The sequence below is a fragment of the Entomomonas moraniae genome (genome assembly GCF_003991975.1).
Lineage (GTDB): Bacteria > Pseudomonadota > Gammaproteobacteria > Pseudomonadales > Pseudomonadaceae > Entomomonas > Entomomonas moraniae.
In genome coordinates, this window is sequence record NZ_CP029822.1 from 3,056,389 (window position 1) to 3,081,023 (window position 24,635).

Consider the following 24,635-nt stretch of genomic DNA (forward strand, 5'->3'; position numbering starts at 1 on the left):
TATATTAAATTACTTAATGAAGCCTTCAATGAAAGGTTTTTAAAATTTATTCTGGCTTCTGGCTTATCTTTATACTATCAATATTAAAAGTTATTGGTAGTTATGTATTGTCAGGAATATGTATAAATATCGCTATTGCTTAAATGGACAGTTAGCTGAAGTTGTTGATATTTATTAGTCTAACAGGGAATTTGTTTGATAAGAGATTACAGGGTTATGTCAACAGAGACTGAAGTGGTTATTCAGGACAAAGCAAAAGTAAAATTAACACCTTACCAATTGATTTTTTACTATGAATGGCTACAAAATCCACTACGTAGTGATTATAGTATTGTCATAGATAACAATGTTGAAGGTGAAATTGACTTTAATAAAGTTAACCAGAGTTTTTTAGCAGTAGCTAATGAGCACTTTATTCTATCTCACAGTATTTGTGATCAGGATGATGAAATCTATTGGAAGCCGAGGAAACCTGCAAAAAGTATTGCAATTTATCATCCTACCCCTCTCTCGGATCAAGAAATTTACAACATTATTTCTGCCCCTTTTGATCTTGAAAATGATTTGTACATGCGGGTACATCTGATTCGGTTGTCAGATAAAAAGTATCGAATGATTTTTATCCTGCATCACATTGTTGTTGATGGTGTGAGTACAGCTGAAATATGGGATAAGTTTAGAAAAAATTATAATGGAATTACTTACGATAACTTCTCCATGAATCAGCAAAGAGCTCTTCATGAGGAAGTTAATCAATATTTTAAAGGGTTATTAGTAGAGCATAAAGAAACGATTGTTGATTTTTGGAAAAAGCATTTACAAGGTATCGAGGGAATCGACCTAGGCTTTTTGAAAAAGAAAGATACTACACCGTCGACTTTACGTCGCGTTGTTGATGAGTATATGTTTAGTTTTGATGAAGAAACATATAATCAAGTTAAAAAACTAAGGTATCAATATAAGATAACCCCCTATATTTTAGGGCAAATGGTATTAGCGATTGTATTCCATAAATTAACTAATAAGAATGAGCTAGCATTGGCTTATCCTATCGCATTCACAGAAGCTAAAGAGTTAATGTATGGTTCACATATCAATACAATGTTAATTGATTATCGGTTTGATCAAGAGACAACTCTTAAGTCGTTAATGGATTATACGACGTCCTACTTCAAAGAACAAAAGCAAACAAAAGCAAAATACCTACCGATCAAGGAAATCGTACAATACGCTGATGCGGCTAATGTATTGGATGTAGCCTTTGCACAAACCTTTTTTCGCGACCATCAAAGCGGCTTAAATGGTGTGATTGATGGCGAAGTGAACCATGATTTTCATATTGACCTTGTCAGTACTTTACTTTTTGAACAGCAAGAGCATAACAGTAAGATTAACTATAGGATTAGGTTTGATCGTGATGTATTGGATGCAAAAGCGATTGAGCAACTGGTATCCATTTATCAGTATTTATTCCGTCAAATCGTTGCGCTTTTGTCAAGTAATCAAGCCGATACGGCTATTAAAGACTTAAGTTTATTGGATGAGCAAACCAGAGATCTTTTGGTTTATCAATACAATACGACGTATTCTACTGATTTTTTAAATGATACTATCATTGAGCATTTTGAGTCGTTAGTTGAAAAAATACCTGATCAGACGGCTGTTGTTTATAAAGATCAACGTTTGTCTTATCAAGAGTTAAATAAACGTGCTAATTTATTGGCGGCTTATTTAAAAGATAAGCTTTCATTAGAAGCCAATGACATTGTTGCGCTTTGCTTAGACCGCTCGGAGCTGATGCTCATCAGTATGCTGGCGGTATTAAAGGCAGGGGCTGCATATGTTCCAATCTCTCCGTCTGCACCTGATGAGCGGATCGCTTTTATTGTTACAGATGCCAATGCTAAAGGCATTGTAACTAACGAGGTTTATCAAGAGCGATTTACTCAATTATTATCAGAAACCCCTGCCGTTATTCTTGAACAACACACGCCGGAGTCTTTAGCAGAGAATTATTCAACACATAACCTTTTAGTGAATGTGTTCCCTAAGCATTTGGCTTATGTCATCTATACCAGTGGTACTACAGGGACACCTAAAGGGGTAATGATTGAGCATAAAGGGCTAATGAACTTATCTGTTATGCAGGGCAAGTCATTTGGTCTTGTTGAAAAGGGCTTGGGACAACATTGCTTGTGGTATTCTGATTATGTGTTTGATGCCCATGTGTCTGAGATTTATACGGCAATTGTTAATGGTCATACGCTATTTATTTTAGAAGAAGAAAAGCGTTTAGATTTTCAGGCATTACAGCAGTATATTGCTACTAACCGAATTGCGATTGCGACTATTCCTCCTGTGTTATTGGATAAAGACTCACTACTTGCTTTGCAAACGTTAGTGGTTGCAGGGGATGTGACACATCCAAGCATTATGGACAGTTACCGCAAGCAAGGGACCTGTGTGATTAATGCCTATGGTCCAAGTGAAGGGAGTGTTTGCTCAAGCCTACACTATTATGAAATAGGGGATGGTTATACCAACATTGGTCGTCCTTTAGGAAACGTTACCTGTTATATATTAAATCAATATTTAGAGCCTGTTCCCGCTGGTGTTACAGGGATGCTCTATATTGGTGGGATTGGTATAGCACGAGGCTATTTAAATAATATTACCCTAACTGATCAGACATTTATGGCCAATCCTTTCCAGAGAGAAGAGGAAAAAATTAGCCATTATAACGATCGTCTTTATAAAACAGGGGATTTAGCGCGCTATACAAAAGATGGTTCTATTGAATATATGGGTCGTAATGACTTTCAGGTAAAAATACGAGGTTTTCGTATTGAGCTTGAGGAAATAGAAAGTCGTTTATTGACCTTCCCAGAAGTAGATAAAGTAACGGTTTTGGTAAAGGAAAATCCTACCACTAAGGCCAAATACCTAGCGGCGTATTATGTGGCCAAGCAAGCATTAAATAATAATGAGTTAATCGCCCATTTAGCACAAACGTTACCTGATTATATGGTACCGAATGTATTTGTTTTTATGGATGCATTTCCAGTGTTGTTGAGTGGTAAGATCGATCGTAAAGCGCTTCCAGAACCACAGCTTTCAACAAATACCCATTATGTAGCGCCAACCAATGAAATGGAGCATAAACTCTGTGCCTTATTTGCACAAGTATTAGGTTTAGAGCTTTCTCAAGTAGGTATTGAGGACGATTTCTTCCGCCTTGGTGGTGACAGTATTAAAGGGATACAGCTTGTCAGCCGTATTCGCCAGCAGTTAGGCGTTAATATTGGTGTTAATGACATCTTTAGTTGTCGTACCATTAAGTCACTGTGTCATCACTTTTATTTAAATCAAGGCACGATCTTCAAGTCCATTGAAACAGAACAAGGTATTTTAGAAGGATTAGTTCCTCTATTACCTATTCAGGCTTGGTTTTTCAATAAATGGAAGAGAGGAACTTTCAAAAATGTTAACCATTGGAATCAATGTTTTGTGCTTCAGATCCCCTCATTGTGTAAGGCAACCTTACAAGAGGCGGTGGCTAAATTAATTAATTATCATGATGCATTTCGATTGTCTTATACGATAAAGACTGAAGGATATCAAGCTGAGCAGTTTTATAATAAATCGCTGGAGAACGTACCTATTGAGTTTGTTAATGAAAGCTCTTTAACACCCAGTTTGTTGGATGAAAAACTAGCTATTTTAAATACAGATTTTGATATTAGTCAACCTCCGTTATTAAGAGTATTAGGCATTACAGATCAAAATAATCGCTGTGTGAAACTCTATTTTATCGTGCATCACTTAATTATTGATGCTGTCAGTTGGCGCATTATCAAAAGCGATTTACAAAAAATCTATGATGGATTAATTGAAGACAAAACGGCAAATGTTGAACAACTCTTAGGGGATAAAACCAGTAGTTACCGCCAGTGGTCAAATGCGATAAAAAATTATCAGGCAGATAATTTAGAAGGCATGGTTTTTGAAAAAAATCATTGGACAGACGTTGCTCAACGAGCAGGTGTTATCAATAAAGCCATTGAGTCAATTGCACTAGAAGAAACCACTGAGCAAAAAATTGTTTTTGATAAAGCATTTACAAAACAATTAACGCAAACAATCCCTGAGGTCTTTAATACACAAATTAATGATTTACTGCTTTGTGCATTAGCGTTGTCTATTCATCAATTGACAGGTCAGGTAGGGTTGGCTGTTACTGTTGAGGGGCATGGGCGACAAGCAGATATTGAAACACTTGATATTACTAATACAGTGGGTTGGTTTACCTGTATTTACCCTGTTGTTTTATCAGTAGTTGCCGATGATCCTTTATTGACACTTGTTAATACCAAGGATTATTTAAGACGTATTCCCAACAGTGGTATAGGTTACGGTGCTTTAAAAGGCTATTCAGAAAGCTCGCTACCAAGCATTAGCTTCAACTATTTAGGACAGTTTGATAGCACAGATGATGAGCAAAGTTGGTGTTTTATTAATGACCAACATGCAGGGCTTAATAGTTCTCCAGAAAATAAGGATGATAGCCTGCTAGCACTTAATGGTGGCATCATTGATGAAGCATTACAGTTTTTAGTGGCAGCCCGTTTATCGGCGGAGCAATTACAACGTTTTACTTCAGCGTTTGAGCAACAGTTAAAAAATATAGTCAACTCTCTGGCGCAGAAGAAGCGTAATTATTTAACGTTGTCAGATATTGATTATAGAATCAGTGCTTCATTATTAAATACCTTGCAAGCTAGCCGAGAAGTTGAAAGTATCTATCTGGCTAATAGTTTACAGCAAGGTTTTATATACCACGCCATTAGTCAGGGTGATGAGGATGAGGCTTATCGCTCACAGCTTTTATGGGATTATCATGTCGCGATTGATGTTGATAAGCTAAAACAAGCATGGCAATTAACACAACAAAAATACCCGTCTCTAAGATTACGTTTCTCATGGGATGAAACGCTAATTCAAATAGTTGATAAGAAAGGCGAGGTTGACTGGCGCTTTATTGATGTAACGAATACAACCGAAGCTGAAAAACAACATACTTTTGAACGTGTGTTAGCACAAGATACTAAAGAACCTTATGATTTAACAGCGGGCAACCTATTTAGAGTGTACGTGATTAAATACAGTGATAATTTCTACCGTTGTATTTTTAATAATCATCACGCTATTTTAGATGGTTGGAGTAACCCTATTTTATTAAGCTTTGTTCATAATAGTTACTTAGCATTGCTTGATAACCAGAAGGTTACAATTAATGAAGATACTTGTTATCTGAAAGCGCAAGCTCATGTACAGCAACATAAGCAAACACAACAAAAGTATTGGCAAGAGTATTTACAAGTTGCTCAAGATAAAGAGCAAGAAAATTTAAGTGCATTGTTTAAAGTAGAACATAAGCAAGTACTGCTATCTGAGCATAAAGAAGTTAAAGAACCGCAATCAACTACTGTTATTATTGAGAGTGATCGTTATGTGGCCATGAAAGATTTTTGTATGGCGCACGGCGTGACAGTTAATGCGCTATTACAATACTTGTGGCACAAATTGTTGAGTTTATACAGCCGTAGTGATATTACGGTAGTGGGCATGACTGTGGCAGGTAGAAGCTTGCCGCTCGCAGGAATTGAAGAGTCTGTCGGGCTATACATTAATACCTTGCCGATTGTTCTCAGCCATACGGATGTAGAGGTCATTACCTTAATTAAGCAGTTGCAAGAAGCGATTAACGAAGGAAATCACCGCAGTAATATTGATTTGGTAACACTGCAAAAAGCGGGTGAGCGTTTATTTAATACCCTCTTTGTGTATGAAAACTACCCAATGCCTGAAGATATTAAAAAGGGTGATCAATTAGCCATTAAGTTTAATAAAGCTATTGAAAAACAAGATTATCCTTTGGTTGTTACTGTGCATGAACTGTATCAACAAGTCAGCATAAAAATACAATATGCTGGAGAATTGTTCGAGAGTAAAGCAATTGAATTATTGATGGCGCGTTTCCCACTGCTGCTTTCACAACTGTTAGCCTGTCCTGACATTAAAGCTAATGCCTTTAGCTATTTACAGCCTAATGAATATCAACAGTTTGTTGAAAGAAATACCTATCCGCAATCATCAACGCCTGCGCAAACCATCAATACCGTGTTTGCGAAGCAAGTGGCAGAACATGTGGATTGTGTGGCCGTTAAGTCACAAAATCAGCAGTTAACTTACCGTGAGTTAGAGGACAAATCGAATCGGTTAGCAGCGTATTTACAAACCCAATATGCGCTTAAACCCAATGATTTTGTAGCATTGTGCTTAGAACGTTCAACCTATCAGCTAGTGGCTATTTTAGCTGTATTAAAAGCAGGTGCGGCTTATGTACCAATGGATCCTAAGGCAGCAACAGAGCGTCTAAGCTTCATGGTTGAAGACACCCAATCTAAAGTGGTTTTGGTTGATCGAGTAAATCAAGTACATTTACAACAGATTTTACCAGCGCATGTTGATGTTAAAGCCATTGATGAGCTAACGTTTGAGCAAATGTTGGCAGATAGTTTTGCAGAGCAAAAGCCCATTGATAACGTCACGCCAAGTGATTTGGCATATATTATTTACACCAGTGGTACAACGGGTCAGCCTAAAGGAGTGATGGTTGAGCACCGTAATGTGATTAACTTATTCACTTGTACGGATGAGCTTTATCATTTTAATCATCAAGATGTCTGGACACTTTTCCATTCCTATACGTTTGATTTTAGTGTTTGGGAAATTTGGGGTGCCTTGCTGTTTGGTGGTAAGTTGCTAGTTCCTGATGCGGATACCGTTAAAGACACTGATGTGTTTTATGATTTATGCATTAAAGAATCCGTTACGGTATTGAATCAAACACCGAGTGCGTTTTATCAGTTTATTGAGGTAGCTAAAGATAAAGCAAGCAGATTAAACGCACTTCGTTATGTGATTTTTGGTGGTGAAGCATTAAACTTCACCCAATTAAAACCTTGGTATCAGCTCTATAAAGATGATCAACCTTGTTTAATTAACATGTACGGTATCACTGAAACAACGGTGCATGTGACTTATAAAAAACTCGTCGCTGATGATTTAGGTGCTGCCTCTTTAATTGGTAGTGCATTACCTAGCTATACCTCGTATTTACTTGACCCTGCATTGCGCCATGTTCCTGCTGGCGTGGTAGGTGAGTTGTATATTGGGGGATATGGTGTAACACGAGGTTATCTCAATAATACAGCGTTAACAGAACAACGTTTTATTAATAATCCATTCCAAACGGCTGAGCAGAAACAGCAACATTATAATGACAGGCTCTATAAAACAGGTGACTTAGCAAGGTTAATGGCTGATGGAACGCTTGAATATATTGGTCGTGCTGATTTCCAAGTAAAAATTCGTGGGTTTAGAATTGAGCTAGGTGAAATCGAAGCGAAACTGTCTTCTTTTGATGGTATCAAAAAATCTGCGGTGTTAGTGCTTGATCAAGGAGCTAATAAGCTGCTTGTGGCTTATTATGTGGCAGATAAGGTTATTAGCGAAGAAGCCATTGTTGCTTATTTAAAACAGTATTTACCTGATTACATGATCCCCATGGCATTTATTGCCATGGATTCATTCCCATTAACGGTGAATGGAAAGTTAGATCGTCATAAAATGCCGAACCCTGTTATGACACAGTCAACACAGTATGTGGCAGCAACCAATGAGCTTGAGCTCAAGCTGTGTCAGTTATTTGCAGATGTTCTAGGTATTGATTCTGATAGCGTTGGTATTGAAGATGATTTCTTTAGATTAGGTGGCGATAGTATTAGTTGTATCCAGTTGATTAGTCGTATTCGCCAACAGCTTAATGCTAAAGTCTCTGTGAAAGAAGTTTTCGCGAGTCGCACCGTTAAAGCATTAGCACAAAAAGTCTCCTCGCAAGGGCACGTCAATATTATTACTGAGCAAGGGGCTTTATCAGGTAATATTACATTACTACCTATTCAAGAATGGTTCTTTGATCAAACCAAAAAGGGACTTTATAACGCCCCTAATCATTGGAACCAATCGGTAGTTGTGAATGTTCCAACCTTAAATAGTGAGTTGCTTAAGCTTACCGTAGCGAAGCTTGTGAGCTATCACGATGCTTTGCGGATGGTGTTTACAGCAAATCAACGGGCTGAGTTTGGTTATGAGCAAAGCTATCAAGAAAACATAGCCGCTATTGGCTTTACTGCGGTATCGGTTAAAGACTATGCATCGTCTGAACAGCAAGCTAAGCTTTTCACGCAGTGGCAAGCACATTTTAATATTGAAAAAGGTCAGCTTTACCATATAGGTTATTTAGCCGATTACGAGGATGGCCGTGCACGCTTACATATTACATTGCACCACTTGATTGTTGATGCGGTGAGCTTGCGTATTATTAAAGACCATCTGCAGCTGATTTATCAATACCTTGTAGAGCATCCAGAAGAGGCTGAAACAGTCACTGCTGAACATATTCTAGGGGCAAAGGGAACAAGTTATCGCCAATGGAGTGATGCATTAGCACGTTATGCACAAGCTCAACAATCACAAGTGGACTATTGGCAAAATATTATGGCTGAGGGCGAAGCAGTTAATCGCTATTTAATAGAGAAAGCCACCGCCTCAACTTCATTGGTTCAGCTACGTTTAACAGAACAGCAAACACGTCATATCATGCGAGATGTGCACGATGTGTATCAAACACAAATTAATGATTTGCTATTAACTGCGTTAACTTTATCATTAGAGTCATGCTTCCACTTAGGTAAATATGCTGTACTTCTAGAGGGGCATGGGCGTGAGGAAATTGACGAGCAAGTTGATATTAATCGTACCGTTGGCTGGTTTACGTCGTTCTATCCCGTGTTATTGTCAGCAGATATAACAGATGTAAAACAGTTACTAGTATCTGTAAAAGACCAATTAAGAACGATTCCTGATCACGGTGTTGGTTATGGTGCAATAGAGGGTTATTGTCATCGAACACTGCCTAAAATAGCGTTTAACTATTTAGGTAATTTTACTACAGAAGCACAAGAGCAAAGCTGGTATTTTACCCGTGAAGATGCCGGTGTTAGCGTTTCTACCCAAAATACGGATGATTTAGTATTAAATATCAATGGTCTTGTGATTGATAATACGTTGTCATTTTCGATTGCCGGTAAGTTATCAGTTGATCAGTTAGACTTGCTAGCAGAATCTTATAAAGAACACCTGCAACAGTTAATTAATGCGTTATTAGCCGAAAAACATCATTATTTAACGCTGTCTGATATCGACTCGATTATTTCTAAATCCTTATTAGATAAATTGCAAGAAAACCAAGAGTTGGAAGCAGTTTATAAAGCCAATAGCTTGCAACAAGGTTTTGTATACCATGCATTAAGCCAAGGCGATAAAGATGAGGCGTATAGAACACAGATGGTATGGGAGTACCATCGTGAATTGAATACACCGTTATTGCAAAAGGCTTGGTTACTTGCGCAGCAACATTACCCCGTATTACGTTTAAGATTCTCTTGGGATGAAGAAATTGTACAAGTGATTGATAAGCAAAGCCAACTCTCATGGCGTTTTATTGACTTAACAGATCAAACCGTTGCAGCTCAGCAAAATGAAGTAAATGAGATTCTTTTGGCAGACAGAGCACAGGGCTATGATTTAGGTGTGAGTGGCTTGTTTAGAATTACGCTGATTAAGCAAAAAGCGAATCACTTTGTGTGTGTATTTAATAATCACCATGCCATTTTAGACGGATGGAGTAATCCACTTTTAATAACGTTTGTACATGATCTTTATTTACAGTTATTAAATGGCCATACGCCTGAACTCAGTGTTGATAAGAGTTATTTAAAGGCACAAGCTTATTTACAGGAACACGATCAGCAAGATAAGCAGTTCTGGGATGATTATTTAGGGCAACTAGAAGAAGCAGAGGACTTAAGCGCACTGTTAAAACCTGTCTTAAAATCAATTAAGTTATCTGATTATAAGCATATTAAAGAGCCTAAAGAACAAGAGTTAGCGATAAAAAATCTTGATTATCAAGCATTAAAACAGTTATGCCATAGTCATGGTATTACCCTTAATGCAGTGATGCAGTATTGTTGGCATAAGTTATTAAGTATTTACGGCAATACGCAAACCAGTGTTTTAGGTATGACCGTATCGGGGCGTAACATCCCTGTGGACGACATTGAACAGTCCGTTGGATTATTTATTAATACCTTGCCTGTTGTGTTAACGCACAGCGAAAAAATGGTCACAGATAAATTAGTTGAGCTACAAAACTCGATTAATGAAGTTAATAATCGTAGCCATGTTGAGTTGGTGAAGTTACAAAAAAATGGACAACGGTTATTTAATTCGTTGTTTATTTTTGAAAACTACCCAGCGCCAGATGAAGGCCAAGATAATCCTCTTGGCTTGTACTTTAATGCCATTCAAGAAAAAATGGATTATCCGTTAGCGATTACAGCGTATGAAGCAGATGCAAGCCTTATTATGAAGTTAAGGTATGCGGGTGAGCTATTTAGCGAAAGTACCATTGCTAAGCTGTTGACGGGTATTAATGGCTTGCTTAAACAATTATTGGCTAATCCATTTATTACTGAGAATAATTTCCAGTATTTAACCAATGCTGACTATAACAAGGTGATTGTTGATTGGAATAAGACCCAAAAGGATTATCCAAAAGATAAAACTATGAGTAGTTTGTTTGTCGATCAAGCGGCAATAACGCCTGATGCAATAGCAATAAAACATAAGGATACAACGCTTTCTTATCGTCAGTTAGATGAGCAAACAAACTTATTAGCGAATCATTTAAAAACGAAATATCAGATCAAACCTGATGATATTGTGGCTATCTGTTTAGATCGTTCGCCCTTCATGCTCATTTCTATTCTGGCTATCTTAAAGGCGGGTGGTGCTTATGTGCCTATAGATGTGCATGCACCGGATGATCGTTTTGCTTATATTTTAGAGCAAACCAATGCTAAGGCGGTGATTACGGATCATGCTAACCAACACCGATTTGATTCTCTCTTAAGTTCAGCACTTCAGCTTGAGTTGATTGATGATGAAAGCTATTGGCAGTGGTTGGCAAAAAACTATACCAATACGAAGCCTAGCACAGAGACAAAATCAAATAATCTTGCCTATGTATTATTTACCAGTGGTACAACGGGCAACCCTAAAGGGGTGATGATTGAGCAACGTGCATATATTAATTTAGTTTATCATTACAAAAATACTTATTTTAATGAGTTGCCTAAGGTTGATACCTTCTCAATCACTAATTATGTTTTTGATATTTGGGGGCTTGAATATGGCTTGCCGTTGTTCTCAGGCGGTTTTATTGAGCTAGCCACCAGTGATTTTGAGAAGATCAATACGGCAGATTACAGCTTTATTCAAATGACACCGAGTGTATGGTCAGCCTGCCTTGATAAAATAACATTTAATAACCCTCAGTTGTATGTTTTAGCGGGGGGGGAGCCTGTTACTCATCAGCTACTTGATAAATTCTTTACAGGGCATGAGTTAGCTGGTGTACTCAATGTTTATGGGCCAACAGAAACCACGATTTGGTCAACTACTGAGCTCAATACGGCAACGCATTACAGTAATAGTATTGGTCGACCCATTAGTAATACCAGTATTTATGTATTAAATACCTCGTTACAGCCTGTACCTGTCGGAGTATTAGGTGAGTTATATATTGGTGGCGACGGGGTGGCGCGCGGTTATTTAAATAATCCTGATTTGACGCATAAGAGCTTCATTAATAACCCCTATCAGACTCAGCAAGAAAAAGACAGTGGCTACAACGATCGGCTTTATAAAACGGGTGATTTAGTCCGCTATTTAGAAGATGGGTGTTTAGATTTTGTTGGGCGCAACGATTTCCAAGTAAAAATTCGTGGCTTTAGAATTGAGCTGGGTGAAATTGAATCAAGAATTAGTGCATACCCTACCATTAAGCAAGCTATTGTGGTGGCTAAAGAACATAGCTCAGGTAATAAATACCTTGTAGCTTATTATTTAGCCAATGAACCTATTGTAGAAGAAGAGCTTAAAGCGCACCTTAGCCAGTATTTGACGGATTACATGATTCCGTCAGTTTTTATTGGTTTAACCGAATTCCCATTAACACCAAGTGGCAAGGTTAATCGAAAAGCATTGCCTGATGCGGCATTTGGTGGCGATGAAGCGCGTTATGTTGCACCAGAAACCTCTCTGGAAGTATCCCTCTGTGGTTTATTTGCTAAGGTATTGGCACAGCCAGTGTCTACAATAGGCATCGAGGATAACTTTTTTGAGTTAGGTGGTGACAGTATTTTGGTGATTAAGTTAGTGAACCTCATTAACAAATCAGCATTAGGTTCTCTACAGTTGGTTGATGTGTTTAATTGTCCAACAGTAAAAATGCTTGCACAAAAATTACAGAGTGATGAGAGCGTAGAGAAGGGGATTACCATTGATCAATCAATAAACGAGCAAGAGAAAATCTTATCTTTTGCACAAGAGCGATTATGGTTTATTGAAAAATATGAAAAAGGCAGCAACGCTTATAATATTCCGATGGTTTTTAAACTAAAAGATCAGGTAAATATTAGCCGCCTACAGTTAGCCTTGCAAACGGTGATGAATCGCCATGAGGTGCTCAGAAGTTTAATTAAAGAAAATGATTTAGGCGAGGGTTATCAAGAGGTTTTAGACTATCCATTAGTTATTGATAGTGTCACTTTAGAGTCTCGTAAAGAGTTGGACAATGCTCTTGAAAGTGCTATTAATCATATCTTTAATTTAGCGGTTGAATATCCGATTAAAGCAACTGTTTATCGCCTGCAAAATAGTCATTATATGACGGTGGTTGTTCATCACATCGCTTTTGATGGATGGTCGACAGATATTTTCATTAATGAAGTCATTAATCACTATTATTATTTTGAGTCAGCAGCGGTTGGTGCTTATGAAACAGCTCAAAAATACATCATGCCTGCGCTCAATTTGCAATACAAAGATTATGCGCGTTGGCAAAAGAATCATTTAAGTGGTGATTTTTTAAATCAACAAAAAGCCTATTGGGTTAATAAACTCACTGACTTTGAAACACTTAACTTACCTACAGACAACGTAAGACCTCCTAAAGTCAATTATCAGGGCGAAGATTTTGTTTTTGAACTTGATGCTGAGTTAAGTGAAGCCCTGCATAAGATAGCCAAAAAACTGGGTGTGACTTTATACAGTGTATTACTCAGTGCTTATTACTTGATGTTAGGTGTCTTTAGTAATCAAAAAGATATTGTGGTGGGTGCGCCTATTGCAAACCGTAATTACAGTGATATTGCAAACTTGATCGGTTTCTTTGTCAATACGCTAGCATTACGTCAACAGATTGATAAAACGCAAACCCTGCAACAGTTTATTAAGCAAGTGGGTACGGCTATTGCCGAGGCCCAGGCTTATCAAGAGTTGCCTTTTGAGCGATTAGTAGAAGAGCTTAAGCTAGATAAAGATCCTTCTAGACATCCTATTTTCCAAGTGACTTTTGGGATGGAGTCTTTTGGTAAAGATCAAATGGAGGAAGTATCTCGGCTATTTGAACCTTACCATGAGATTATGCCTAAAGTAGCTAAGTTTGATTTAAGCTTGGTGTTGAAAGATATAGATGGTCAATTGTCGGGAACATTTAACTATGCCACGGCGTTATTTAATAAGCCAACAATTGACTCGTTTGCACAGACTTATAAAGTGTTATTAAGTCAGTTTGCAGATAGCGTTTTCTTAGAGGCACCTATAAAAGAATTAAACTATGTAACTGAGGCGCAGTTTAATCAAATCATTCACCAGTGGAATAAAACGGACTATCCTTATCCTGCAAATCAAACACTTCATAGTCTCTTTGAAGAGCATGCTGCTGCAATACCAGAGTGCATAGCCTTGGTATGTAACGGACGGTCATTGAGCTATCATGAGCTCAATACCCGTGCTAACCAATTAGCGCATTATTTAAAAGAGCAGTGCCAATTAGACCCTGAAGCGATGATAGGCCTTTATTTAGATCGCTCTGAGCTAATGATTATTGCGATGTTGGCTGTCATGAAAGCTGGTGCGGCGTATGTACCCATTGCCCCTGATGCGCCTACGGAAAGAGTATCGCACATTATTAATGATACTCAAATGACGGTTATTTTAACCAATCAGGCCTATATCAATACATTAAGTCAGTTGGTTGATACCGATTCTGTCGTTTTATTAGGGATTGATTGTGAAGAGGTTATTAAAGCACTAGGATCCATGACAGATAAAAACCTACCTGCTGTAGGTGTTCATCAGTTGGCGTATGTTATTTATACCAGTGGTACAACAGGTTTGCCTAAAGGGGTAATGATAGAGCATACAACAGTGCTTAACTTCATTTGGTCCGTTTCTTGTCGAATGGGTCTATTATTTGATAAAGGGAATCAAAAAAATATTTTATGGATTTCTAATTATGTTTTCGATGCCCATGTTTTCGATATTTACTCAACTTTATTGCAAGGACACTGTTTATACATTTTAACTGGTGAGGAGCGGACTGATTTATTAAAAATAAAACAGGCGGTTAAAGATAACAACATCGATATGGGATATATTCCACCGGTATTACTCGATAAAGAAAATATTATTCCGCTTAAGACATTAATTGTTGCGGGTGAGGTAGCTAATGCCGAAGTAGTTGAAAGTTATCTGCAAAAAGGTATCACTGTCTTTAATATGTATGGTCCAACGGAAATCTCTGTGGGCTCTAATACTCATTGCTTTAAGCTAGGTGATAAGAATACTAATATTGGTAAGGCAGTGGCGAATGACCGCTTATACCTTGCTGATGAGTATATGAAACTCTTGCCGATAGGCGCATTGGGTGAGTTATACATTGGTGGTGTTGGGGTCGGGCGTGGTTATTTAAATAATCCTGAACTGACAAAAGAGCGTTTTTTATCTAACCCATTTAGAACAGAGGAAGATAAGCAAAAAGACATTAATCACCGTGTGTATAAGAGTGGTGATGTTGTTAAGTATTTAGCCAATGGTGATATTGAGTACATAGGCCGCAACGACTTTCAAGTGAAAATCAGAGGGCTACGTATTGAGTTGGCAGAGATAGAGAACAAGCTTTCTGGTTATGACATCATTCAAAAAGTAGCTGTATTAACGCGTAAATATCCCAGTGGTGAAGCCTACATTGCTGCTTATTATGTGGCTGATCATGAGATTGATAAGGATCATTTAAATGAATACCTTGCTCAATATCTACCAGACTATATGTTACCAAGTAGCTATGTGTATATGGATGATTTCCCTTATACGTTAAATGGCAAGCTAGACCAAAGAAAACTACCAGACCCTATGCTTAACTATCAGAAAAATTTAGTTGAACCCATTAATGATACAGAGGTTCAATTAAGAGGCTTGTTTGCTGAGGTCTTAAAACTAGAGGCTTACAATGTCAGCGTAGAGGATAGCTTCTTTGAGTTGGGCGGTAACAGTATTTTAGTGATTAAACTGGCTAATTTAGTAAAAAAAACGTTTGGTAGTGAACTTCCGATTGCGGTTATTTTTACTCATAAAACGATTAGAAAATTAGCCCATTATCTTTTAACAACAGGTGTTTCTGAAAGCATTACTATTAACCCTGTAGTGGTTGAAAGGCCAGAGCAAGAACTGCTATCGTTTGCTCAGCAAAGACTTTGGTTTATTGAGTCATTCCAAGGGGGAAGTAGTGCTTATAATATCCCTATCTTGTTAGCATTAGAGCTTTCGACGGATAAAGCGATTTTTATTCAGGCCTTACGAGCAATTATTCATCGCCATCAAGTGCTTCGCACGGTGATTAAAAAGAACGATGAAGCCAATGCTTATCAGCAAATTATTGATGATGAAGTCTCACCTTTAGAAATAAATAGTGTGAATGTTGCAAGCGAAGATGAGTTAAAGCAACGCTTATTGGCCGATATTAATTACCTGTTTAAGCTAGACCGTGAATACCCGATTAAGGTAACGCTGTATCAAGTAGCAGATAAGTATTATATGAGCATTGTAGTGCATCATATCGCGTTTGATGGTTGGTCAGCTGATATTTTAATCAGGGAAATGGATCAGTTTTACCATTATTACTTGTTGTTGCAACAGGGTAAAACAGAAGAGGCATTAAGCTATTTACCTCAAGAATTACCTATTCAATACAAAGACTACGCGTTATGGCAAAGGGCTTATTTAGCCAGCGAAAAGGCACGTGATCAGCTTGATTTTTGGAAAAATAAATTAGTTGATTATCGAATGTTAGCACTGCCTTTAGATAAGCCTAGACCTGCACGGGCCGATTTTAGTGGTGATAATGTTAGCTTCAGTTTAAGTATTGACGTGAGTAGAGATTTGCGAACAGTAGCAAAAAACCTAGATATTAGTCTCAATAGCTTATTGCTCAGTGGTTATTATCTTTTATTGATGGCCTATTCAAACCAAGATGACATCGTGTTGGGTATTCCTGTGGCGAATAGGAACATCCATGAAGTGGAGTCATTAATTGGATTTTTTGTGAACTCATTAGCGTTAAGGCAACAAGTTGATCGCGAAGTATCACTCGTTGACTTTATCCATAACGTGGCAGAGTCGATTACTCAAGCACAGCTGAATCAAGATTTACCTTTTGATTTATTGGTGAGTGAGTTAAAAATTGAACAAGACTTGTCGAGAAATCCTATTTTCCAAGTAATGTTTAGTTTGCAATCTTTTGGTGAAATGAAAGAAAGTGGTGTGAATGATCTGGTAACACTGTATAACATTGAGGATTATCTAAAGCAAACCGTGGCTAAATTTGATTTAACTACCATGATTGACGACTCAGCAGAATCCATTACAGGCATATTTAATTTTGCAACCAGCTTATTTGAACGCCAAACCATTGTTTCTTATGTTGATACCTATGTATTGATATTAGAGCAACTAACGTGCCTATGTCATAAAGATTCGCATGATTTAACGATAGGTGATTTGACTTATGTTAGTAATCACAGCGTTTCTGATGATGTTGAAGCAATAGATGACGATTGGTCTCAATACGAAGTATAAATTAGGGATAAACATGCATATTTACGAACTTAATGGTAAGAAGTATAAAATTCCAACAGAGAAAGTGAGCGATTTTTTGATCGCTAACCCTAATGCAAAATGGATTTTTGAACCTGTAAAGGTGTTGTTTGAGCAGCAAGTCATACAAAAGCCAGATAGTATGGCGCTTGCTGATGATGAGCAAAAGCTAACCTATCAAGAGCTTAACGCTCGAGTGAATCAATTAGCCCATTATTTAATAACACGCTATCATCTTCAAGCGGATGATTTAGTGGCTGTCGTATTAGATAGAACGGTTAATACAGTGATTACTATGTTAGCGGTACTTAAGGCCGGTGGGGCTTATGTTCCTATTGACCCTTCTGTTCCTGATGAACGTATCAGCTATATATTAGGAGATGCTAAGCCCCGAATCGTCTTAACACAAGGGCATTATGTACAAAAGCTTAGTCAGTTAGACAATAGTTTATTGATTAAAGCGATTGATGATGAGGCTTTTATTACAGAGCTTGAAAACTATAGTACTGAGAACCCTAGTGTCAACATTACGGCTCATCAATTGGCGTATGTCATTTATACGAGTGGTACAACAGGTAATCCTAAAGGTGTAATGGTTGAGCAAGGGAACATGGTAGGGTTTCTTTCTGCTGTTAATAGGTTATATAAAACGATTTGGCATGACCCCCTCAACCGTCCAAAGCATTACTTGTGGTATGCTAACTATGTATTTGACTCTCATATTTATGAGGTTTATCCCTGCTTAATAACAGGTGCTACCTTATTTGTTGTGAGTGGTGATACGCGCTATGATTTATCTTTATTAAAGCAATATATTGAACGAAATCATATCGAAGCCGCTTGTATTCCCCCTGTGTTATTGGATAAAGATGACCTGTTACCGTTGACTTTATTAACCGTGGCGGGTGACACTACAAACCAAGAGATTATTGACAGTTATCTTGATCATCAAGTTAATGTTTTAAATGCGTATGGCCCAACAGAGTGTTCTGTATGTACGAACATTAATTTGTACAAGAAAGGGGATAAAAACACCAATATAGGCCCTGTTTTATCAGGTTATAAGGTGTATGTGGTTAGCGAGAAAATGCAGCAGTTGCCTGCTGGGGCGATAGGCGAGCTTTGCGCTGCTGGGGTTGGTGTGACAAGGGGCTATTTAAACAATCCACAGTTAACGGCTGAACGCTTTCCGATTAATCCTTTTCAAACAGATACTGAGAAGAAACTTACTATCAATGAACGTATTTATAGAACCGGGGATCTAGTTAGAAAATTACCAGATGGTCGTTTTGAGTATTTTGGGCGTAATGACTGCCAAGTTAAAATTAGGGGCTATCGTATTGAGTTAGGCGAGATAGAAGCACGCCTAGCCGCTTATAAAGCAATTAAAAAAGCAGCGGTGTTAGCAAAAGAACATAGCTCAGGGATGTTATATTTGGCTGCTTATTATGTTTCTGAGAAAATTTATGAGCAAGAAGAGTTAGCCAATTATTTAGCTGAGTTTTTACCTGATTACATGATTCCATCGGCGTATGTTCGTATGGAACAGTTCCCAATGAATGTTTCTGGTAAGCTAGACCGCAAAGCGCTGCCTGAACCAACTGTTACCCTTGAGCAATACAAAGCGCCAGAAAATGAGTTAGAAGAGCAATTACAAGCGTGCTTTGCAAAAGTTTTAGGAGTGAATACAACAGAGATTAGTGTTGAAGGTAATTTCTTTCGTTTGGGCGGAAACAGCATTTTAGCCATTAAATTGATTGATCACATCAATCATACATTAAAGACCAACATCAATATAGCTGCCGCGTTTACGTATAATACTGTTCGTAAGTTTGCAAATAATTTTGATGCTTTGCAAGGAAGCAGTGTAGTTATCAGTAGTCAGCCTGTAGAGAGTGTTGAGGCGCAATTACTATCCTTTGCACAAGAGCGCTTAAAATTTATTGATCTATATGAAGGAAAAAGTAAGGCATACAATATTCCATTAATTTTTAAGTTAAAAAAATCTATTCATATTGATCATTTATTAACAGCCATTAAAGCGGTTATTCATAAGCACCATGTCTTAAGAAGTCTGATTAAAACCAATAGTCAAGGTGTTAATTATCAGGTAGTACAAGATGATATTGAAAATCCTGTATTAATTGATGTTAAAACCGTGCATGACCAAGAGGCATTAAATACTATACTGGGCAAGCAGGTTGATTATTTATTTGATTTAGAAAATGAATACCCCATCAAGATTAGCCTGTTAAAGCAGGCTGATGATTTGTATATGGCGATTGTTGTGCATCACATTGCTTTTGACGGTTGGTCAGGGGATATTTTTATCAATGACTTGTTACAGGCTTATGATAAATTACAAGAAAAAGGTCAAGTACTGTTAAATGAACCGAATCATTTTTCAACACTGCTAGACCCTCTTGCGATTCAATATAAAGATTTTGCTTTATGGCAACAAAGCTATTTAAGCGGAGAGGTGTTAGAAAAGCAGCTGGCTTTCTGGAAAGATCAGTTAGCAGGTTATGAAGCGCTCAACCTGCCAACCGATAAACCAAGACCTAGTCAAGTGAGTTACCATGGAGATACCATTAATTTTGTACTCGATGAGTCGTTAAGTACAGCACTAAGAAATACTGCCCAAACAATGGATGTCAGCTTATTCGCTTTATTATTAAGTGGCTATTATTTGCTATTGTCGACTTATTCTAATCAAAAAGATATTGTGGTTGGTTCTCCCATTGCAAACCGTAATCATAAAGAAATCATGGACATGATCGGTTTCTTTGTGAACAGTGTTGCGTTAAGGCAGCAGATCAATACAGAAGAAACGCTGCTTAATTTTGTTAAAAAGGTAGGGCATTTAACCAATGATGTCCAACAGTATCAAGACTTACCTTTTGAACATTTAGTTGATGCATTGAAGGTCAAGAAGGACACTTCACGCCATCCTATTTTCCAAGTGATGTTTAGTGTGCAATCTTTTGGACATGAACAACAACAAAGATTAAACGAGTTTTTAGAATCTTATGGTGAAGAACTTGGGCAGGATGTTGCTAAATTTGATCTCACCACGATGCTTGATGATAATGGTGTACAGATTAAAGGATTCTTCAATTATGCAACCAGTTTATTTAATAAGGAAACGATTGAGTCTTTTATTACCAGCTATCAATTAATTCTTAATGAGCTAGTGAGCAGTTTAGCTGCGAGTAAAAAAATAAAAGAGTTATCGCTCTTAAATACACAGGATTATCAAAAGATTATTTATGATTGGAATAAAACAACTGCAGTTTTCTCTGATACCACGGTTGTGTCGCTATTTAATGAGCAAGTAAAGCGCACGCCTAATCATATTGCTGCTGTGTTTGACGATCGACGACTCACTTATAAAGAATTAGACAGTATTGCCAATCAATTGGCGCATTATTTAAAAGAAACTTATACCATTCAACCGGATGATATTGTCGCATTGGCACTGTCACGTTCGATGGAAACGGTCATTACTATTTTGGCAGTGTTAAAAGCGGGGGCAGCCTATGTTCCTATGGTACCTGAAGCGCCTAAAGAGCGTGTGAGTTATATTGTTAAAGATACCAAGGCGAAAGTGCTTTTAACCAATCAAGCGCATCAAGCCAATTTCACGTATGTTGAGCAAACGTTAGATGTTCGTGTTGAGGCCATTGATGATCAAGCCTTTGTTCGTCAGAAGTTAGCTCAATATCCAACGACTAGCCCCTTGGCGGCGCTTACGCCTCAGAATTTGGCTTATATTATTTACACCAGTGGTACGACAGGTAATCCAAAAGGGGTGATGGTTGAGCATCATAATGTTGCTCACCTATTTATAGGGGCTGAGCAGTTATATCATTTTAATGAGCAAGACGTGTGGACGCTATTCCACTCTTATGTCTTTGATTTTAGTGTGTGGGAACTGTGGGGATCATTGCTCTTTGGTGGGCGTTTAGTCATCCCTAATCAAGAGCAAAGTTATGATATTGGGCTTTTCTATCACCTTTGCTTAAAAGAGCAAGTTACGATTTTAAACCAAACGCCCAGTGTGTTTTATCAGTTTATTGAGTCAGCGATTAGTCAAGGCGTGAAGATAGATGCTTTACGTTATGTGATCTTTGGTGGTGAACCACTGAATGTGGCCCAATTAAAACCTTGGTACACCTTATATGCTGATAATGCGCCTTATTTGGTTAACATGTACGGTATTACTGAAACCACTGTGTTTGCAACCTATCCTGATGCATTAACGGTAAAAGATTTAGATAAGTTACCGCTGATCGGGCGAGTGCTAAATGGTTACACAGGGTATGTGTTGAATAATGAGCGCATCCCTTTGCCTATTGGCGCGGTTGGTGAATTATATTTAGGGGGAGATGGTGTCACTCGTGGTTATCTAAATAACCTTGAATTAACGGCTGATCGTTTTATTGACAATCCTTTCCAAAGTGATGAGGAAAAAGAAAAGGGAATTAACGGACGACTTTATAAGTCAGGTGATTTAGTCCGTTATGCGCAAGATGGGCAGTTAGAATACATTGGCCGTAACGACTTCCAAGTTAAAATCCGTGGTTTTAGAATTGAGTTGGAAGAGATTGCTACCCGTTTATCGAATTACCCTGAGATTAAACAGTCGGTAGTGTTGACGAAAGAAAACCATCTTAATGAAAAGTATATTGTGGCCTATTATGTGTGTGATCATGAGATTAATAGACACGATATCGTTAGTTACCTATCGTCTTATTTACCCAGTTACATGATTCCTTCGTACTTTATTCAGTTAACGAAATTACCTGTAACCATCAATGGCAAGTTAGATCGTCATCAGTTGCCTGAACCAAGTTTTGTTGCTAAAAACTATGTTGCCCCTGAGACACCTATTGAGAAAGTTATTTGTGAGTTGGTTGCGTCATTCCTTGATTTAGTGGTGAATGATGTTGGATCAACGGATAATTATTTTGAACTGGGTGGTAACAGCATTACTGCAACGCGCTTAATTTATGAAATTAATACTCAATTTAATGCCAAATTAAAAATTGTTGATCTTTTTATGTTACCAACATTAGGAGATTTGGCGAAGTTTGCTGAAGAGGCAAAACAGGCTTACCAAGCGGTTGTTTCGCTTAATGGGAGCGAAGCAAGCACTCATTTAATTATGGTGCATCCAGGTGGGGGAGGTTGTGAAGCTTATTTACCTATTGCTCGAGCCGTACAGGAATGCTACCGCTGTTATGGTGTTGAACCTTATAATATTTATCATGATCAAAAAATTGATAATTTACGTGTGTTAGCTGAGTTATATTTACGTAATATTGAATCAACGTTGCCTAAACAATCAACTTATCACTTGTTAGGCTGGTCATTAGGTGGTTTACTTGCGTTAGAAATGGCCTCTATTCTTGAATCAAAAGGCGTTACAGATATTAAAGTGTATTTATTAGATACTATTTTAATAGGTAGCGCCGAACAAGATAAAGTAGCACCTCCTACAGATGAAAGAATCAAAGAAATGATTAAAGATTATACAGGGCTTGATTTTGAGGCAGCTAAAGCCGTGTTGTTGACAGAAAATAAACTGATTAATCAACAAGTTTCAACCTCATTAAATAGCACAGAAATTGTTTTATTTAGAGCTATGTTGAGTAATCAGGAGAAACACGAGGCTGTAGAGAAACGTTATAATCAAATGCTTACCAATCAGGCACAGCTAACGATTGTTAATCTAGACCATTCAAGTCATGATGATTTATTGGAGCAAGAACCAACAGTAATCATTGATAAAATATTACAAGATGCAAGGGCGCTTTAATGACATTACAAACATTTATTATAAAAGGTAATGCGAAGCCTTTGAGTTTGTTGATTCTGCTGAGTTTATTGGCAGGTGGTTTGCACATCGGCTTATTGGTGTTGATTAATACGACACTGTCATGGCTTATTTCAGGGAGAAACGTCGGGGTTAATGAATTTACAAGTGCATTAGCACTGCTGATCGGTTATCTTGTGTTTTCTCGTCTAGCCATTGGCGTGACAGCTAAGTTTTGCCTGAAAATTATCCATGGTATTCGTATGCAATTAGTGCGTGCTGCTTTAGGCGCTTCTTATATGGAGATGAAGAATAAACAAGATTTGCTTTATTCGGCGGTGACTAAGGATATCGTTACTTTATCACAAGCGATTATGGGCGTAACCCAGTTTATTATTTCCAGTCTTGTGGTGGTGGGGTGTCTTATTTATTTGGCTGTCCTATCATTGACGGTGTTTATCTTTATTGTATTGGCTATTGTATTATCGACGCTGGTGTATTTGACCTTTTCAGCTAAAAGCTTTAAACACATTCAATCAGCGAGAGAGAGTGAAGAAGAGTTGTTTATGCACACTCGCCAGTTAATTGATGGTTTTAAAGAGATTTTACTCAATCACAATAAGGGTGATGATCTAGTCGAAGATGCTTTACAAACAGCCTCTAAAGAGAATATTGAAAAAAGTTACCGTGGTTTTTCGGGCTTTTTTAATATGTCCATTATTGGGCAGTTATTATTTTATACGGTGATTCTGTTTTTACTGTTCGCAAGTAGTTTATGGCTTGATTTGGCGATTCCTACTCTAGTAAGTTGCATGATTGTTACGCTCTTTATTGTGGGGCCTGTTGAGAATTTAACAGCGCTTATTCCACGATTAGCAGAAGGGAATGTAGCGGCTAATCGTTTGAGTGATATTTTGACTGCGTTTAAACAAACAGTACCTGCCATCAGAAAAAATACGGTAAAAGAAGATTTTCAACAGCTTGTGTATGATGGTTACCATTATCAATACGATAATAAGTTAGAAACAGGCTTTAAAGTAGGGCCAATCAACTTTGAGCTTAAAAAAGGCGAGATTACCTTTATTCACGGTAGTAATGGTGCAGGGAAAACAACTTTTGTGCATTTGTTATTAGGTTTATTAGAAAAGCAGCAAGGTGCTTCGGTGTTAAACCAACAAGTACTAGATGACTCTTTGTTAAATTATAATTTATTTTCCCCTGTATTCTCGGACTTTCATTTGTTTGATCGTTTTTATGGTCTAAAAGAGGTTGATCTTAATAAAGCCAAGGACTATTTACAGCTCTTTGAGCTAGATAAAAAAGTCAGTTTGGAAAATGGCTATTTTTCGACGATTAATTTATCAACAGGTCAGCGCAAGCGATTGGCACTGATTGCTATTTTATTGGAGAAGCGCCCTATCCTCGTGTTGGATGAGTGGGCAGCCGATCAAGACCCTGCGTTTCGCCAGAAATTTTACACCGAAATATTGCCTTTATTAAAACAAGAAGGCTTTACCATTCTAGCGATTACCCATGATGATAAATATTATCACTGTGCTGATTACCTTTACCGTATGGATGATGGGCAGTTATTAAGGGTAACAAACACCGATTAAGAAGCTTGCCGCCC

General features: G+C 37.7%; 3 protein-coding genes. All 3 read left to right on the top strand.

All coding sequences use genetic code 11. The features are described 5' to 3' along the window. The first annotated feature begins 216 nt into the window (after positions 1–216). The 3 genes from DM558_RS14315 to DM558_RS14325 are packed head-to-tail and all read left to right on the top strand — an operon-like array spanning position 217 to position 24,621. Positions 217–17,169: a non-ribosomal peptide synthetase gene (locus tag DM558_RS14315; RefSeq protein WP_127164565.1), complete on the top strand. Its 16,953-nt coding sequence runs from the start codon at positions 217–219 to the stop codon at positions 17,167–17,169. 13 nt (positions 17,170–17,182) lie between these two features. After that, positions 17,183–23,008: a non-ribosomal peptide synthetase gene (locus DM558_RS14320; protein ID WP_164731469.1), complete on the top strand. Its 5,826-nt coding sequence runs from the start codon at positions 17,183–17,185 to the stop codon at positions 23,006–23,008. Further along, complete coding sequence (locus DM558_RS14325) at positions 23,008–24,621, top strand: cyclic peptide export ABC transporter (protein ID WP_127164567.1); 1,614 nt, start codon at positions 23,008–23,010, stop codon at positions 24,619–24,621. Before DM558_RS14320 ends, DM558_RS14325 begins: the two co-directional genes overlap by 1 nt. The last annotated feature ends 14 nt before the right edge of the window (positions 24,622–24,635 follow it).

What these genes read in the sequence shown, in the direction of transcription:
- DM558_RS14325 (WP_127164567.1), top strand. Translation starts at nt 23,008, where the DNA reads ATGACATTACAAACATTTATTATAAAAGGTAATGCGAAGCCTTTGAGT.
- DM558_RS14320 (WP_164731469.1), top strand. Translation starts at nt 17,183, where the DNA reads ATGCATATTTACGAACTTAATGGTAAGAAGTATAAAATTCCAACAGAG.
- DM558_RS14315 (WP_127164565.1), top strand. Translation starts at nt 217, where the DNA reads ATGTCAACAGAGACTGAAGTGGTTATTCAGGACAAAGCAAAAGTAAAA.